The sequence below is a fragment of the Collinsella sp. AF33-16 genome (assembly GCF_003475325.1).
In the GTDB taxonomy this organism is placed as follows: Bacteria; Actinomycetota; Coriobacteriia; order Coriobacteriales; family Coriobacteriaceae; genus Collinsella.
Genome location: NZ_QRQC01000003.1, coordinates 76,577 through 91,324 on the forward strand (window position 1 = coordinate 76,577; position 14,748 = coordinate 91,324).

Annotated in this window: 16 protein-coding genes and 1 pseudogene; 8 read left to right on the forward strand and 9 right to left on the reverse strand. The window is 59.0% G+C overall.

The annotated features are described in order from the left end of the window. The first annotated feature begins 23 nt into the window (after window positions 1-23). A complete protein-coding gene (locus DWZ52_RS10300) occupies window positions 24-242 on the forward strand; it encodes a helix-turn-helix domain-containing protein (protein ID WP_035136926.1) in 219 nt (72 codons plus the stop codon). A 22-nt stretch (window positions 243-264) separates the two neighbouring features. On the opposite strand, the gene DWZ52_RS02025 is transcribed toward DWZ52_RS10300, so the two are convergent. Next, a complete protein-coding gene (locus DWZ52_RS02025; protein ID WP_117759164.1) occupies window positions 265-1,278 on the reverse strand; it encodes an asparaginase in 1,014 nt (337 codons plus the stop codon). Window positions 1,279-1,545: 267 nt separating this feature from the next. Between DWZ52_RS02025 and guaA the strand changes: the two genes are divergently transcribed. Next, window positions 1,546-3,144: a glutamine-hydrolyzing GMP synthase gene (guaA, locus tag DWZ52_RS02030; protein WP_035136929.1), complete on the forward strand. Its 1,599-nt coding sequence runs from the start codon at window positions 1,546-1,548 to the stop codon at window positions 3,142-3,144. A 154-nt stretch (window positions 3,145-3,298) separates the two neighbouring features. Here guaA and DWZ52_RS02035 read toward each other — a convergent pair whose 3' ends face one another. The 3 genes from DWZ52_RS02035 to DWZ52_RS02045 form a co-directional block, all read right to left on the reverse strand. Further along, a complete protein-coding gene (locus tag DWZ52_RS02035) occupies window positions 3,299-4,129 on the reverse strand; it encodes a class I SAM-dependent methyltransferase (RefSeq protein WP_117640126.1) in 831 nt (276 codons plus the stop codon). 115 nt (window positions 4,130-4,244) lie between these two features. Then, entirely contained in the window at window positions 4,245-4,850 is a 606-nt protein-coding gene (locus tag DWZ52_RS02040) for a class I SAM-dependent methyltransferase (RefSeq protein WP_055251058.1), read from the reverse strand. Then, window positions 4,837-5,466 (reverse strand): class I SAM-dependent methyltransferase, encoded by a 630-nt coding sequence (locus DWZ52_RS02045; protein WP_117563603.1) that lies wholly within the window; start codon window positions 5,464-5,466, stop codon window positions 4,837-4,839. Before DWZ52_RS02045 ends, DWZ52_RS02040 begins: the two co-directional genes overlap by 14 nt. Before the next feature lie 564 nt (window positions 5,467-6,030). On the opposite strand from DWZ52_RS02045, the gene DWZ52_RS02050 reads away from it, so the two are divergent. Next, window positions 6,031-6,480, forward strand: a complete 450-nt coding sequence (locus DWZ52_RS02050; RefSeq protein WP_117640130.1) for a hypothetical protein — start codon at window positions 6,031-6,033, stop codon at window positions 6,478-6,480. 208 nt (window positions 6,481-6,688) lie between these two features. Here the strand turns inward: DWZ52_RS02050 and DWZ52_RS02055 are convergent, their stop codons facing one another. The 3 genes from DWZ52_RS02055 to DWZ52_RS02065 all read right to left on the reverse strand — a co-directional run bounded on the left by DWZ52_RS02055 (window position 6,689) and on the right by DWZ52_RS02065 (window position 8,636). Beyond that, entirely contained in the window at window positions 6,689-7,108 is a 420-nt protein-coding gene (locus DWZ52_RS02055; protein ID WP_117640131.1) for a YjdF family protein, read from the reverse strand. Between the two features lie 582 nt (window positions 7,109-7,690). After that, window positions 7,691-8,170, reverse strand: coding sequence for a DUF3021 family protein (locus tag DWZ52_RS02060; RefSeq protein WP_117640133.1), 480 nt, complete (start codon window positions 8,168-8,170; stop codon window positions 7,691-7,693). Further along, complete coding sequence (locus DWZ52_RS02065) at window positions 8,163-8,636, reverse strand: LytTR family DNA-binding domain-containing protein (protein WP_117640135.1); 474 nt, start codon at window positions 8,634-8,636, stop codon at window positions 8,163-8,165. The genes DWZ52_RS02060 and DWZ52_RS02065 overlap by 8 nt, the downstream gene beginning before the upstream one ends. Window positions 8,637-8,931: 295 nt before the next feature. On the opposite strand from DWZ52_RS02065, the gene DWZ52_RS02070 reads away from it, so the two are divergent. From DWZ52_RS02070 to DWZ52_RS02095, 5 genes are all read left to right on the forward strand, one after another. Next, entirely contained in the window at window positions 8,932-9,147 is a 216-nt protein-coding gene (locus DWZ52_RS02070) for a hypothetical protein (protein ID WP_118450766.1), read from the forward strand. An 877-nt stretch (window positions 9,148-10,024) separates the two neighbouring features. After that, on the forward strand, window positions 10,025-10,345 hold the full coding sequence (locus DWZ52_RS02080; protein WP_197032260.1) for a PadR family transcriptional regulator: 321 nt from the start codon (window positions 10,025-10,027) through the stop codon (window positions 10,343-10,345). After that, a complete protein-coding gene (locus tag DWZ52_RS02085; protein WP_117640138.1) occupies window positions 10,332-10,955 on the forward strand; it encodes a DUF1700 domain-containing protein in 624 nt (207 codons plus the stop codon). Before DWZ52_RS02080 ends, DWZ52_RS02085 begins: the two co-directional genes overlap by 14 nt. Before the next feature lie 15 nt (window positions 10,956-10,970). After that, window positions 10,971-11,225, forward strand: a complete 255-nt coding sequence (locus DWZ52_RS02090; RefSeq protein ID WP_117640139.1) for a hypothetical protein — start codon at window positions 10,971-10,973, stop codon at window positions 11,223-11,225. A 414-nt stretch (window positions 11,226-11,639) separates the two neighbouring features. Further along, the gene (locus DWZ52_RS02095; RefSeq protein ID WP_117640140.1) at window positions 11,640-12,323 is read left to right on the forward strand and encodes a hypothetical protein; all 684 of its coding nucleotides are present in this window, start codon (window positions 11,640-11,642) and stop codon (window positions 12,321-12,323) included. Window positions 12,324-12,660: 337 nt separating this feature from the next. On the opposite strand, the pseudogene DWZ52_RS10305 reads toward DWZ52_RS02095, so the two are convergent. Both DWZ52_RS10305 and DWZ52_RS02105 read right to left on the reverse strand, forming a co-directional pair. Then, window positions 12,661-13,207, reverse strand: a pseudogene (locus tag DWZ52_RS10305) (YjdF family protein). Between the two features lie 375 nt (window positions 13,208-13,582). Continuing rightward, window positions 13,583-14,545 carry an Abi family protein gene (locus tag DWZ52_RS02105; protein WP_117640141.1) on the reverse strand — a complete coding sequence of 321 codons (963 nt, stop codon included), beginning with the start codon at window positions 14,543-14,545 and terminating at the stop codon, window positions 13,583-13,585. Between the last annotated feature and the right edge of the window lie 203 nt (window positions 14,546-14,748).

A 14,748-nucleotide genomic window follows, 5' to 3' on the forward strand; every position in this document is an offset into this window, starting at 1 on the left:
GGCTCCATTTCAAACTCGGCTGCATGGACGAACGTGCGAAACAGATTCTTGGCAGGCGGGTCGAAGAGACACGCAGGGACCTTGGTATCTCCAAGGTTGATTTTTGTGTGGCGACAGGAATCAGCCGACCCTACCTCGACCGAATCGAAGATGGGACGGCAAATTTCACGCTCAAGGTTCTATTTAAGATCGCGCCCGCACTCGGCATGACGGTGTCAGAGCTTCTCGAGGGTATCGAATAGGGGATACCCGTCGACAACTGAATTACGCCATTGGGACGCGGTCGTGGTTGACTTGGCTGTAGAACAGGCGCTGGATCTCTGCCGCATCACGTGACTGGCCGAGCGCCCACATGGTCTTGGCCACAAGCGTCTCGGTGGTCATGTCATCGCCGCGCAGAATGCCCGGATGATCGGCGTAAGCACGGCCGACCTCATAAACGCCCAGATCGAGGCCCTCTTCGGGGACCTGCGTGGTCATAACGACGGTGCGGCCCGAATCGACCCAGCGGAAAATCGCCTCCTGGAATGACTCGCCGGACTCGCCAAACTCGGGAATACCGCCAATGCCAAAGGTCTCAAGAATTACAGCATCGTAGCTATCGGCTAGGGCGTCCAGGATACCCGGGTTCACGCCGGGCGTAAGCTTAAGGACAAACACGCGCGGGTCGATGCTGTCGTAGAAACGCACCGGGTTTTCGCCCTGATGAGTGCCGTGGAGCCCGTTGCGCACGATGCGGTCGTTGCGGATGTAGGCAATGGGCGGATAGTTGACGCTAATGAACGCGTTAAAGCTCATGGTGCGCTGCTTGCGGGCGCGCGTGCCGGCAATGGCGACGCCACCAAACACAATCGACACATCGTGCGAGTGCTCGTCGAGCGCATAGAGCAGGCTCTGGTACAGATTGAGCTTGGCGTCGGTAAAGGGGTTGCCCATGGGCTTTTGCGAGCCGGTGAGTACGATGGGCTTGGGGCTGTCCTGAATCAGATAGGAAAGTGCTGCCGCGGTATAGCTCATGGTGTCGGTGCCGTGCAGAATCACGAAGCCGTCGTGGTCGGCATAGCCTTCGACGATGACGTCGCGGATACGCATCCAGTCACTGGGACGCATATTGGTGCTGTCGATGTTCATGGGCTGCACGACGTCGAGCTCGCAGAGGCCCGAGATCTCGGGGACGCTCTGGGCGAGCTCCTCACCGGTCAGGGCGGGGGAGAGGCCGTTGCCGTCCTCGGTCGATGCGATGGTGCCGCCCGTGGCGATGAGAAGGATGCGCTTCATGCTGGTATTCCTATCGTATTTGCCGCCGCAGAGGCGGAGTCGTTCGGCAGTATTGTGGCACAGGGCGTCCAATGTTCAAACGTATTACATCATCTGTAACGTTTGGTAACACTTCGATTGCCGTCAAATAGGGGCCCAGGTCGTGCGTTTGCCGTGCGCTGGCGGCTGCGAGGGACGAGAAACCCCATATAACGTGTACACTATGGAAGTTATTCTCGTTTATTCGCGCGGGTGGGCACCGGCTCCCCGCCAACAAGAGGGGGAACCATGGATCAAAAGGCTTCCGCAAAGGTCCTCGTACTCGACTTTGGTGCGCAGTACGGTCAGCTCATTGCCCGTCGCGTCCGCGACCTCAACGTGTATTCCGAGATTGTCCCCTGCGACATCTCGGCCGATGAGATTCGCGAGATGAACGCCTCTGCGCTCATCCTTTCTGGCGGCCCGGCTTCCGTGTACGCCGAGGACGCTCCGTCCATCGACCCTGCCATCTTTGACCTGGGCCTTCCCGTCCTGGGCTTTTGCTACGGCCATCAGATTACGGCCGTGACGCTCGGCGGCAAGGTCGGCCACTCCGAGGTGGGCGAGTACGGCCGCGCCACCATCACGCGCACGGCTGGCGCCAAGCTCTTTAACTCCACGCCCATGGAGCAGACCGTGTGGATGAGCCATCGCGATGCCGTCTCCGAGGTGCCCGAGGGCTTTACCGTTACCGCCAGCACTGACGTGTGCCCGGTTGCCGCCATGGAGTGCGTCGAGCGCAAGATTTTCACCACGCAGTTCCACCCCGAGGTCAAGCACTCCGAGTACGGTCAGCAGCTGCTGAGCAACTTCCTGTTTGAGATCTGCGGTCTGGAGCCCAACTGGAGCATGGACAACCTGGTCGAGACCATGACGGCCGAGTTCCGCGAGAAGGTCGGCGACGACCGCGTGATTCTGGCCCTGTCCGGCGGCGTCGACTCCTCCGTCGTGGCTGCGCTGGGCGCTCGCGCCGTGGGCAAGCAGATGACCTGCGTGTTCATCAACCACGGCCTGCTGCGCAAGGGCGAGCCCGAGCAGGTGGAGGAGGTCTTCACCAAGCAGTTTGACGTCGACTTTATCCACGTCCACGCCGAGGACCGCTATGCCGAGCTTCTGGCCGGCGTGACCGAGCCCGAGGAGAAGCGCCGCATCATCGGTACGCAGTTCTGGAAAGAGTTCTTCGCCGTGGCGCAGCAGCTCGAGACCGATGGCAAGCCGGTCAAGTACCTGGCTCAGGGCACCATCTATCCCGACATCATCGAGTCTGGCGCTCGCAAGACGGGCGGCAAGACGGCCACCATCAAGAGCCACCACAACCTGATCCCGTTCCCCGAGGGCGTGCACTTCGACCTCATCGAGCCGCTCGACCACTTCTTTAAGGACGAGGTCCGTGCGCTTGGTCTGGCGCTCGGCCTGCCGGGCCATATCGTGTTCCGTCAGCCCTTCCCGGGCCCGGGTCTGGCCATCCGCATCATCGGTGCGGTCGACAAGGAGAAGCTCGAGATCCTCAAGAACGCCGACGCCATCGTGCGCGAGGAGCTCGACGCCTACAACCAGCGTCTGTTTGAGCAGACCGGCGAGCGCAACTCCGAGCACAGCTGCTGGCAGTATTTCGCGGTCCTGCCCGACATTAAGTCCGTCGGCGTTATGGGCGACGAGCGCACCTATCAGCGCCCGATCATCCTGCGCGCCGTCGAGTCCAGCGACGCCATGACCGCCGACTGGGCCAAGCTGCCCTACGACGTGCTTGCCCGCATCTCCGGCCGCATCGTGGCCGAGGTTCCCGGCGCCAACCGCGTGTGCTACGACATCACGTCCAAGCCGCCCGCGACGATTGAGTGGGAATAGAACATACGTTCGATAAAATAATATAGTATCAGATAGCGGGCACGGTTTCAATTGAATCCGTGCCCGCTGCTGTATGCGTGTCCTTGCACGCCCAATATGCGCCGTAAAAGCCGTCTTCTTCGACGTCAAAGTGAATGCGCTTCGTTTTCGCCTCTCAAAATCTTATTTTCACGATTTGCATTTTCATCCCGTTGTCACCGACCCTTGCGAGAAACCGGAAAAAGCAGCTGACAGAAGAGTCTCTCAAATCGTTGTAGCCCAGCATATAGCCGCGACTTGTGACCTGCAGACGGCTGTCCCACGTGCCGATTTCCTTGGCGGCATCCGAAACCGCAAAATATGCCCCCACATCCTTGATTTTTGCAGTCTTAAGCCATGTTTTTGCGATCATCTTTACCGCCGTCCGATTGGCAGCATCAAAGACCAGCACACTGCCGGGGAAAGCGTCCGCCATCCCCCGCACCAGTTCCCGGACCTGCTGGGTCAGAAAGTAATAGAACACCCCGGAGGCAAAGAACACCGCCCCGCGGGAGGCATCGATTTTGCTAAACCATGCGGTGTCTTTCAGGTCGCAGGGGATATTTTGTTCTCGATCCCCGGCGGGCAGTAGCTGCTGCCGCAAGGCAATCACATCCGGGAAGTCCAGATTGTAGATCTTGCATCTACCGTTGTCGCAGGTTCTGCCGGTGTTGTCCAGCCCGCAGCCCAGATTGACCACCGCCGCATTGGGGTGGCCTTTCAGGTAATCCCGCACCTCGAAAGCAAGATCACTCTGCCGTGTGGCCACCTCCAGCGCACCAAAGCGCTGCATCAGGCTGCGGGAGTTTTTCTCTGCCTCTGAAAAGTCGTAGTCGATCTGGTCGAGCAGACGAACCGCTGTTTCATCCCTGTAAAGGTTCGGGTACAACTCCGTACACAGCTTCCGGGAATACAGCGGGAGGATCAGCGTCTCCTGCACGGTGTTTTTCTCAATTTTACATTTCATAGGTTTCTTCCTCAGTGAATAAAAACTGTCATAATTGCCGCCAGCATAGCCGCTATGACCGTCATGCCTATCGCCATGTGCAGGATGGATGCAAAAATGCCCGTGCTTGATACCCCTACTTCCGCGCCGTGACGCAGAGCCACTTTTTCTTTTTGTGTATCTGCACCTCGTGAAAACCCGCCTGCTCCAGACATGCCTTTAATTCAATGTCCTTGTAGATGGTCATGCCGCCGATGATCTGCGTCCACCTCTCGTCCTTGTCCGTATCGCCATTGCTCTCGTTGCAGATAAGAATTGTCCCGCCTGGCTTCAGCGTCCGCCAGACCTCACGGAAGCATCGGGGCAAATCAGGCCAAAAATAGACGGTCTCAAAGGCCGTGGCGGCATCGAAGTAGCTATCCTCAAACACCATATCCGCCACACTGCCTTGCAGAACGGCGCAACGCCCCTCCTGAATTGCAATTCGGTTGAGCTTTCTAGTCTTCTCCACGCTGACGGGCGAATAGTCGACGCCCTTGACGACGCCATGCGGGCATTTTTTCAGCAGCCGTTTTATGTTCGCCCCGCCGCCGCAGCCGCAATCCAGCACCTTGGCATTTGGCGCAAGTCGTAGAAATCGAAGTCCCCACCGCGCCACAGGGCTGTGGCCCAGATTCATCATGGCAACCATAAGTTTTCCGCCGAGGCCCACGGGCTTGCGGGTGTTTTCAAAGAACGACATCTGGCCCCTCCGATTTCGTGCATTCCGCATAGGTCAATGGGAACGAGGCCTTCAGCACCGCGCTTTTCTGCACCGCCCAGCCGTTTTGACGCAGGAAACGCAGGTATTCCTCGCTTGTCCACCTGCTGTGGAGGGGGAATCCCGCCATACTCATGAAAAAGGCTTTTGCCTTGCCGGAAACCGAGTTCCCCGCGTGGGTGAAGGTTGGCGCGATGAGCACGCCGTCGTCCTTCAGTACCCGCCTGATTTCTTGCAGTGCCTTTTCCGGATGCGGCACTATGTGAAGCGCGTTGGACGCGATCACCACTTCGAAGGACTTCTGTGCATAGGGCAGGCGGAACATATCTTGTACGGAAAAGTGCAGCTTTGCGGATTGATTGTCCCGCTTTGCTTCAAGGATCATCTGTGCAGAAGCGTCCGTAGCCTCGATGTGCACCGCCGCATCCACGATGCTCTTTGCGATAAGCCCCGTGCCGGTGGCAACCTCCAGTACGGTTTTTGCTTTCACCACCGGCCTGATCAGCTCATACATCTTCTCATACGCCGCCCGGTCCTTTCGCATGAAACGGTCGTACCGACCGGCATTCTTGTCCCAGAAGCCCTTGCGTTCGTGCATGGCTATCGCCCCCCAAACAGTTAGAGCAATCTAACTATAACACACGAATCATGCAGTAAGATAAGGCTAACCTTATTTCTTGGCCAAGACGCATCTCTTCGGTTTTGCTTATAACGGTGTGAGTCAGATACTAAGCTGGAGCTGAAGAAGGAGCTTGGCGGACAGGTAGGTCGATACCGGTTCCCGGAACGGTGATCCAGCCAATTACACCAGGGCCCTAGTCATTGAGTGGGAATAGAAAATTCCTTAGTTATGGGGGTATAAAATTGATTTCCTTTAGGATACCCCCCCCCATAACTATATGAATTGACCTGCTGACTCCAATGAAGATTGGAGGGTAACAGCCAGGGGTGACGGCCCAGCGAGTGTTATTTTGCGAGCTATGCGCGTTGAAAGCGACCTTTCGTGGCATAAACTACTTGCCGGAAGCCGCGGCTTTCAGAGTACGGCTTACGTGTACGTTTAACCTCCGTGGGCGACGGGGTGCCGCAAGGCGTAGAATATCGCCCACCTGTAGGGGCCTGCAGCGATGCGGGCCCCGCTTCGTATGAGGGGGCGCAACCGATGAAGATCGTATCCATCTCCCAGGACTTCTTCGACCTCGTCGAGGGCGACCGCGAGCTCATGCTTAAGCACAATCTCCCCTGCATCGTGGTGGTGAGGCTGCGTTTCCGCGGGAAGCGCAGGGACTTCGCCGTGCCGCTGCATTCCAACATCGCCCCCAACGTGCCCAAAGACCAGTACTTTGCGTTGCCACCCCGCCCCACGACGAGCCCCGGCTGTCGCCACGGCATCCACTACATCAAGATGTTCCCCATAACCAAGTCCTACCAGCGCCGCTTCAGGACCGAGGGCTCGGCCTACTACGAGACGCTCCAGCGCATCATCGACGGCAACACCAAGCGCATTGTCTCCGAGTGCCAGGCGTACCTCGACCGCTGCGAGCGCGAGGGAAGGCCCCGCTTCGCCGTCGACATCGACCGTATCGTGGGGCTGCTGGAGGGCGAGAAGTAGGGCACCTCGGCTCAGTCTCGAGCCATGTGGAGTCGCTCCGCATTTTTGAACGCCGCGTGTGCGTCCCAAATACTTGAGAAACAAGCTGTGAAGTGCGGCGGTGCGCCCGTGCCCGTGCATAGCCGTCACCATCAGCGTCTACGCGGCGTCGGCTTCAAGTGGAACTGGCCCCACTGCTGTATATGGTCTGCCTTGCTGCACATGGCGATCAATGCCCACGATGCTTCTGCTTGCGCTTCAGCTTTCGCTGCTCGAAGCGCGCCTCCGCCTCATCCGCGCGACGCTGGCTTCTTGCTTGAGCCGACTCCCGCTTCATCGCTTCCCGCTGTGCTGCGAGCGCCTGTTGTGCCTTGGTGCTCACCGCGGGCCGCTTAAGGGCTTTCGCTGCCTCGCGAGCGCGTCGCTTGGGATTCTTCGCGGGCTTGCTTATTTCCGTGGCCTCGTCACCGAAGAACGAGAGCTTCGCCCATTTGCTTGTAACGAATCGCAGGATTTCCTCATCGGACGGTTCCGCGCCGAAGACGATGCGGGCGGCGCCGTATCTGCCGTCCTCGACATGCTCCGCCAGCCCGACCCAGAATTGGCCGTCGTGATATACGGTCAGGGTGGATGACACGCTGATCTGCATGGTTGGTTCCTCCTTTATGTAGATGACCATGCAGAGAAGGGACAACCAAGGAGGCAGGTTACTGATGCGGACTCCCGCACGCCCACGACTACCCGACGGGGACTGTGTTTTCATCTCTGGTGCCCGCATTGTAGCACGCGTGAATGCGCCCGGCATCGCTGCTGACATGGCACGACTGGGAATTGCTCCTCGATGCATCCCCGTGCATATTGCCTCCCCGGTTTCGAAACTTTAAAAAAAATTCGAGTTTCGAAACCGAGGAGGACCGAATGATGGCTTGGGTAGACCGCAATACGTAGGAAGTTTCGCCATCGTCTATGCTGAACACGAGGTCGTCTTCCTCCAATCCGATCAAGCTGACCGAGCAAGCGGCACCTGGATCGACATTCCCCTGCACATGAACCCGCTTATGCGCGCGAACGGGGGGGCTACAAGGGCGTGATCGCGCAGGAAGCGCTTGGGGTAGCGAACGGGGCCGAGCATCGCCCTGCGCCGGCCTTGGTATCAGGTCCTCGCGCTGGGCGGTAATCCGAGGATCGGGAGTAAGGATTTGCCCAGCATCGATAATGCTCAGCTATACCCTTATTCCGTCTCCCTGCTCTTGCGGTATTCCGCGAGCCTGTCGTTCAATTCGCGGGTCTCGCGGCTCAGCTTGGCGTTGAAAGCAAGAGTGAGGACCGCCAGGATGGCGAGATAGACAACCGTGAAGGTAACCCACGCCCCGGGGTTGTTCACGGGAACCCAAGCAAAGACAAACGCCAATGCACAGAGGGCTGCGTAGAGGCAAACGTCGAACAGCACCAGGCGCGCGGGATACGCCATCTGTCTGATCACCGCGGGCGTGAAGAACACGAACTGCAGCGCGGGGACGGTGACGCACGCGGCGAGAATCGACCAGCAATAGTTAATGCCCTGCTTGGCGGTGTCATCAGCGAAACAAGTCCCTAATGCCAAGAAGGCTATCATGGCAACAGTGAAGCCGATACAGGTGCTTTTCACGAGTTGTCCGAGGTTTTCCGCGGGCGTCTTTTTATCGGTGTCGATAATGTCCCTGTTAATCATTTCGGTCTCCCTTCCTTCGTTTCGACTGCTTCAGACCGAGCTTCGATTTGACGTCGGGCGCATACTGGCGCGAGATAACGACCTGCTCACCGTTTTCCAAGGTGGCGATGATCCTGCCGTTGACGTCGGGCTTGAGGGCGGTGATCGCGCGGAAGTTGACGATGCAACCTTTCGCGATGCGCAGGAAGTCGCAGTCCGCCAGGCGCCCCTCCATCTCGTAAAGGCGCAGGCCCGTTTCGAGAACCGTGTCGGCCGTATAAATGAACGTGTGCTTGTCGACCGACTCGATGAACAGGACGTCTTCTGCGCTCAGCACGCGCGTGCAGCCGTCGGCCGTGCCCGTCACCTTCCTGTCAAGCATGCGCAGCCGAGCCGCTATATCAAGCACGCGGCGATCGACCCTTACGCAGACGATCGTGACTTCTATATCTTGAGCTGCTTCTCGCTCTTCGATTGTGATCTTCATGCGTCCTCCCTTCGGGTTGCTCTCATGCTAGCTGACGAAGATAGCTGAACCTTCGGCGTTTAACCAAGCTGCGCAGTCGAGGAACCAAGATGCAGACTAGGCGAGCTGAACAGCAAGAGAGACCGTAGTCACGCATCCTCGGATCGAGCCCGAAAAAGCAATCCTTGCCGCTCATGAACACCGGCACGTGAAACGCCATGCTCAAGAGCACTTAGCTCGAAGAACCCCCTCGCATGCAACTATCGAATCCGGGAAGCTGTCCGATTGGTCGTGCACGACGACGGGCGTACAATGGGTGGATACCAACAAGAACCTGCCCTCCATGCCAACTCCGCCACCTGACGTGATGGGCGATCCGATTGCTCTTCTGGATTGCCTTGAGAAGAACGCTGACGGAATCACCGAGCAGGATTCCAAGGGGACTGCATTTCTTCATGTTGTTCCTATCGGCAAACCCTGCCCCCAGTTGGAAGCCATCTTGGGCATATCGGCCTTGGAGACGGTGTTGTGACTCATATTAGCAAGTCTTCGCTCGACGGAGTCGGCGTTAACGCTAGCGCCGAGTTCGGGAGCACATTGAGGTCATTCGCATTTCCCCATGCATTTGAAAGTGGAACCGTTGAACTCTTGGGTGAATAAGCCGCCTGCGACGATTCTTTCGGTCATCGCTCTTGCACATCCCTTCTGATCTGTGGAAACGTAAGACGGTAAAGCCGCTAGCTACGATTCACGTCGCTAAGAGGGAGGCCGAATGCGGTCTCCCTCGTTTTTCTCGTACCTTATCGTGTATGCCGTGATGTTTGAGCAAATTGGATACACGCAAGCCAACGGCACTATCTACCTGCATGAACGAGACGAATATGCTGTCCTGCTCCATCGGGAGAACAGTGGCGTCGTATTGATGGGGTCGAGCGCCAGGCCGACGGGGCCCCTTGCTTCGGGAACAAAACGTCAAAAGAATGCGCTCATAGTGGACTCATGCGGTTTCGGGTGCACTCACGTGCGGCTTCACGAGGACGTTTCGCGAGATAGAGCTGCTGGCGATGATTACTTTCGGTTGGAGCTCTTCCCGTGGCCTGCGGGCAATATTCCAGAGCTCGCGAACCGTTGACGGGGTTGAAAACCACCTGGCGCCGTCCTGCCCGGATCTCTCTCGGCGTCTTCGGCCTTTCGAATCCCATGGTTGGGCCGAAAGGTGGACCGTACCCCGGATCTCGGGGTACAGCGCCGCGTTCAGGTCGCGTTGGCGCCTGTGGGTTTCGCTCGGGACGGGCAGTCATCCGCGACCGCGTGCGGGGACCGAAGAATCTTCACGATGGTAGTTGACGCCTAATACCTTGCATCGTATAGTGTGTATAGCACAGTATATGACGAGAGGAGGTGTGCGGATGGAGGCCCAGATGAAGCGTGGCTTCCTGGAGGCCTGCGTGCTCGCGGCCATTTCCGGCGAGGAGTCCTATGGCTACCAGATCGTGAAGGACGTGCCGGCGAGCATGGGGCTCACGGAGTCGACGCTCTACCCGCTGCTCAAGCGCCTGGAGAAAGCCGGGTGCATCACGGCGCGCTCCGCCGAGCACAACGGGCGGCTGCGCCGTTACTACCGCATCACGGACGATGGGCGTGCGCGCATCGAGGAGTTCCTGGCCGAGTGGCCGTCCGTACGGGAGATCTACACATACGTTGAGGGGGCGCACCATGACGCGCGATGAGTTCCTGGGCCGGCTGGGCGAGCTGCTCGCCTGCCTGCCGGCCGAACAGGTGGAGGAGACCAAGGCGTTCTACGCGGAGGCCATCGCCGACCGCATGGAGGACGGCATGAGCGAGGAGGAGGCCGTGGCCGCCATGGGCACCCCCGGCGAGGTTGCCGAGGCCACGCTCGACGACCTGCCCGCCGTGCCGCGCGCGATTGCGAAGACGCGCCGGCGCAGCACTGCGTTGCTGTGGGTGCTGACCATCGTGGGGTCGCCGGTGTGGGTGCCGCTCCTGCTGGCCTTCGCGGCGGTGGCCGTCACGGTCTACGTGTGTATCTGGGTGCTGGCGCTCTGCGTGTGGGTCATCGCCGCGACCCTCGGGGCCGTGGGCGCGGCGTCGCTCGCGCTCGTGGCGGCGGGTGTGGCCGTCGGCCACGTGCCCTACGTGATCGTGATGCTGGGCTGCGGGCTCGCTTTCATCGGCGTGGCCCTCCTCGTGGGCGCGGGCGCCTGGGAGGCATCCAAGCGGATCGCGCGCCTCTCGGCGCTCTGGGCGGGGAAGGCCGCCTCGCCTTTCTGGAAGGGTAAGGGCGAGAAGGGCGGCGCTGCCGCGCATCTCGCAGCGTAGAAAGGAGTGAGTACCATGACCAGCGCGAAGAAGATCTACCTCGCTGTGGCGGGCGGGCTCGTTGCCGCGGGTGTTGTCCTCGCGGGCATTGGCTTTATCGCCTCGGGCTTCGACCCGGCCGTGTTCACAACCCAAATCGATACGCGCGACAGCACCATCGTGCTCGGCGGCGTCGAGGTGGACGAACACGAGAGTGTCCCGTTCATCAGCCAGCTCGCCAATCTGGGCGAGATCGACACCTCCAACGTTGCGGACCCCGCCGCGCCCTAGGGGCGCGGAGCCCGGGCGCTCCGTCCGCCAAGCTGCGTAAGCCGGCGAAACCCGAACCTCGGCTCCAGCGCAACTGGTCTCAAGCCTGCGCCGATTCGCTCTCAGCGCCGCGCGGGGGCCCGCTACGCATGCCCAAAAAAGTACGAGGAGAAAGGAACGCGATGACGACAGTCACGCCCCTCCGCCTTCACGGGGTCACGCAGGACGGGGAGCGACTGGGCCGGGCGGTGGGACTGTGCTTGGATTGGCTACACTGATATGGACAGTTCCGTGAGGGGCGCGAGAGACGGGACTCCGGGGAGATCTCCGAGGAGGAGTACCTCGACTGGAAGCGTGGGTTCAGTGGAGCATGAACCTAATCTCTGTCTCTCTTGCTTTTTCTGATTTGTTGAGAAGCCGGCATTTGGGGGCATTTTGGATATCGAACAGTTCAAACAAGAAGCTGAGAAAATAAAACAAAGCCTGAGTGCCTTGAGAGTCGCCGAGCGCAATGCAGTGATTCCCTTCATGAACGGTGACTTTACCCAATGGGATCTATATCTGGCATCCTCCTCTGAATATGCGATGAGATTGATAGACGGATTCATCTCCATGCTCGAGTCGAGGAATCTTGTTTGCGTCGCCCAGCTTCTCCGCGCACAGGTTGGAGTCTGCCTGAGGACATTCGCGTTATTCGCCGCGGAAGACCAGGATGACTTTCTCAAGCAGGTGTTTCAAGGTGTGCCTGCGAACAAGCTGAAAGATTTCTCGGGTGAGAAGATGTCTGATAGAAGACTTCAAGACTTACTCGAGAAGTTCGATCCAAAGGTAAAAGATGTATACAAGGTGACGTCTGGATTCGTTCACTTCTCCACTGATATTCTGTCGAGCATTGGTGTGCCTGGGGAGGGCTATGAGGTCGAGTTTAATTTTGGAGCCGAGCCCAACGAGAGAAACAATGTGCCTCTCGTGGAATACGGCAAGGCGTTCTGCCACTATGTCGACCTGCATCTCCAGATGCTCCATAAGGTGATTGCTTCGGATGAATGGTATGCCGATCGATTCCGTATCGATTCCGATGGTCCTGCAGACGAAGCCTCGACAAGCGAGAAGGTGTAGGTCAAACGCATTGACGCTGCCTTGACAGCATCCCGATAAAATAACGAATGGGAGGTTCCCTGCGAAATGTGCGCCTCTGTATATTCTCGCTAGGAAGCCCCCGACCGATAAGCCGTCGTTAAGTTCAATTTGAGTTCAGCTTGGGTACCCGAAAATCGCCCAACTCTGAAAAAAGGGGAGACAACGGTATACCATGTAGACGAGAGGCTATGGAAGTGCACGATTTGATCACTGAGTGGGAGTAGAACACACGTTCTGTATAACGTTATAGCACCAGGTGGCAGGCGTAGTTTCAATCGAAGCTACGCTTGCTGCTATATATGGGTCGATGGCGGTATCAATGCCCACGATGCTTCTGCTTGCGCTTCAACTTCCGCTGCTCGAAGCGCGCCTCCGCCTCATCCGCGCGACGCTGGCTTCTTGCGCGGGCCGATTCCTGCTTCATCGCCTCCCGCTGACTCGCGAGCGCCTGCTGCGCCTTGGTGCCCATCGCCGGCTGCTTAAGGGCCTTCGACGCCTCGCGGGCTCGGCGCTTGGGGTTTTGCGGGCTTGCTCGTCTCGGCGGGATCGCCACCGAAGAACGCGAGCTCCGCCCATTTGCTTGTAACGAATTGCAGGATTTCCTCATCGGACGGTTCCGCGCCGAAGACGATGCGGGCGACGCCGTATGTTCTGTCCTCGGCGTGTTCCGCCAGCCCGACCCAAAATTGGCCGTCGTGATATACGGTCAGGGTGGGCGACACGCTGATCTGCATGGCTGGTTCCTCCTTTATGTAGATGACCATGCAGAGAAGGGACAACCAAGGAGGCAGGTTACTGATGCGGACCCCCGCACGCCCGCGACTACCCGACGGGGACTGTGTTTTCATCTCTGATGCCCGCATTGTAGCACGCGCGGATTTACGATGTTGATTGCCGGCGCCTAGACGGAGATGAAGGCGGTTCGATCTAGGTCAAGCCGGTCGCTCGTTCATGAAGCGGCCGATTCCCTGAAAATAAAAGGCGCCCACGAGGACACCTACAGGCTATCTTCGAACTACTTGGTTTGGGGCAGACGGAGGAAAAAATAGGGCAGAATCGCTCTCACGATCCCGCCCCGCAAACCCGAGGGTTTCTAACTGGCTCCATTATTCCGGGCTTCTCAGTTCTGTCATTGACCCAGGTATCACCCGTCTCCTATAGCGAGTGAATATAAAAATAGGGCAGAGTCGCTTGCGCAAGTCCGCCCCTAAAACCGTGAAGGTTTTGCTATCTGCAGGCTATTCTACCAACCCGAGCGATTCTGTCAACCTGCGAAGGAACTCGAGCGCGGAGCGAGCTGCGGCGTCGGGCCCCTTGCCGGGCAGCGCCTCGGTTTCGCCGTCGGCCCTGGCGAACATCTCGGCGAGCTCGGATGCGGCGCGCGAGCGCGAGGAGCCCTCGGGTACCAAGCCGGAGTGCGCCACGAGCACGGTCGCGACCTCCTGCATGGCCGTATTCCCCATCCACTTCCTCCTGGTCGCCTTGGGAATTCCCACGGCGGCCACCCTTCGGGAGACGCCGCTGGACGCCGAGCCCCGGGCGGCGCCCCTCTCGGCGAAGCAGTTGATCAGGCACGAGCCGTGCGCGGCGCAGTTGCGGACGGACTTCACGCGCTTGAGGTCGTAGTGGGAGGCCTCGAGGCGCCTGTCGCCCCATCGCCTGGCGCAGAAGCGCACGAAGTCGATGAGGGTGCCGAACGAGGTGAGCTCAAGGAAGGCCCAGGCAGGCATGTCGCCGGAGTACTTCGCGTAGAGGCTCGAGCTGTAGGGGCTGCGGCCGCTCATCTTGAGCTCGCGCAGGCGGTACTCCCTGTTTGCAGTGGTAAGCGATGCCATGTAGTCGGCCACGATGGCGTAGCCGTCCTCTCCACGGTCCTCCATCTCGCGAAGCAGTGTCACCTTCTGGAAGTGCTCGATGTCGAGCGTCATGCCGAGCAGGGCGTGGCGCAGCTCCTGGTCGAGCGCCGCGAGCAGGCGCAGCTGGCCGAAGTCGAGGTCTACGTAGCGGCCGTCGCGCGGGCCTCCCTCGTATTTCGAGAAGAGTTTGCGGTAGGATGCGAGCTTGAAGAAGTTGCACTTGTCGCGCAGGTAGTCCGCGGCCTTTTCCTCGGAACACAGCTCGAAGGCTACGCCCTTCTGCTTGAGGTGCTCTATCTGCTGCTCGATCGTGAGGATCGGCTTCCTATCGTGGGGTTCGGCCATGCTCGGTCTCCTGTCATAAAAAGTATTGCCTATTTTACCAGCATGTCCTCGACATTCGGTGGAAGCCTCATCGTCGACTCATGGGCAAGCCGCCCGATACGACTCCCTTTCCCTGTCAGTAGTGCAGTCGCCTGACCTGCGGCTTTGGAATCTCGTTGGAAGCCGCTCGCGACCAATCATTTGCAGTTGTTGCGAGTGGCTTG

Excerpts from the sequence above, each read along its gene's own strand:
- guaA (WP_035136929.1), top strand. The coding sequence starts at position 1,546 with ATGGATCAAAAGGCTTCCGCAAAGGTCCTCGTACTCGACTTTGGTGCG.
- DWZ52_RS02060 (WP_117640133.1), bottom strand. The coding sequence starts at position 8,170 with ATGATTAACAGGGACATTATCGACACCGATAAAAAGACGCCCGCGGAA.
- DWZ52_RS10300 (WP_035136926.1), top strand. The coding sequence starts at position 24 with ATGGACGAACGTGCGAAACAGATTCTTGGCAGGCGGGTCGAAGAGACA.
- DWZ52_RS02080 (WP_197032260.1), top strand. The coding sequence starts at position 10,025 with ATGGAGGCCCAGATGAAGCGTGGCTTCCTGGAGGCCTGCGTGCTCGCG.
- DWZ52_RS02105 (WP_117640141.1), bottom strand. The coding sequence starts at position 14,545 with ATGGCCGAACCCCACGATAGGAAGCCGATCCTCACGATCGAGCAGCAG.
- DWZ52_RS02040 (WP_055251058.1), bottom strand. The coding sequence starts at position 4,850 with ATGTCGTTCTTTGAAAACACCCGCAAGCCCGTGGGCCTCGGCGGAAAA.
- DWZ52_RS02045 (WP_117563603.1), bottom strand. The coding sequence starts at position 5,466 with ATGCACGAACGCAAGGGCTTCTGGGACAAGAATGCCGGTCGGTACGAC.
- DWZ52_RS02025 (WP_117759164.1), bottom strand. The coding sequence starts at position 1,278 with ATGAAGCGCATCCTTCTCATCGCCACGGGCGGCACCATCGCATCGACC.
- DWZ52_RS02055 (WP_117640131.1), bottom strand. The coding sequence starts at position 7,108 with ATGCAGATCAGCGTGTCATCCACCCTGACCGTATATCACGACGGCCAA.
- DWZ52_RS02035 (WP_117640126.1), bottom strand. The coding sequence starts at position 4,129 with ATGAAATGTAAAATTGAGAAAAACACCGTGCAGGAGACGCTGATCCTC.
- DWZ52_RS02090 (WP_117640139.1), top strand. The coding sequence starts at position 10,971 with ATGACCAGCGCGAAGAAGATCTACCTCGCTGTGGCGGGCGGGCTCGTT.
- DWZ52_RS02050 (WP_117640130.1), top strand. The coding sequence starts at position 6,031 with ATGAAGATCGTATCCATCTCCCAGGACTTCTTCGACCTCGTCGAGGGC.
- DWZ52_RS02085 (WP_117640138.1), top strand. The coding sequence starts at position 10,332 with ATGACGCGCGATGAGTTCCTGGGCCGGCTGGGCGAGCTGCTCGCCTGC.
- DWZ52_RS02065 (WP_117640135.1), bottom strand. The coding sequence starts at position 8,636 with ATGAAGATCACAATCGAAGAGCGAGAAGCAGCTCAAGATATAGAAGTC.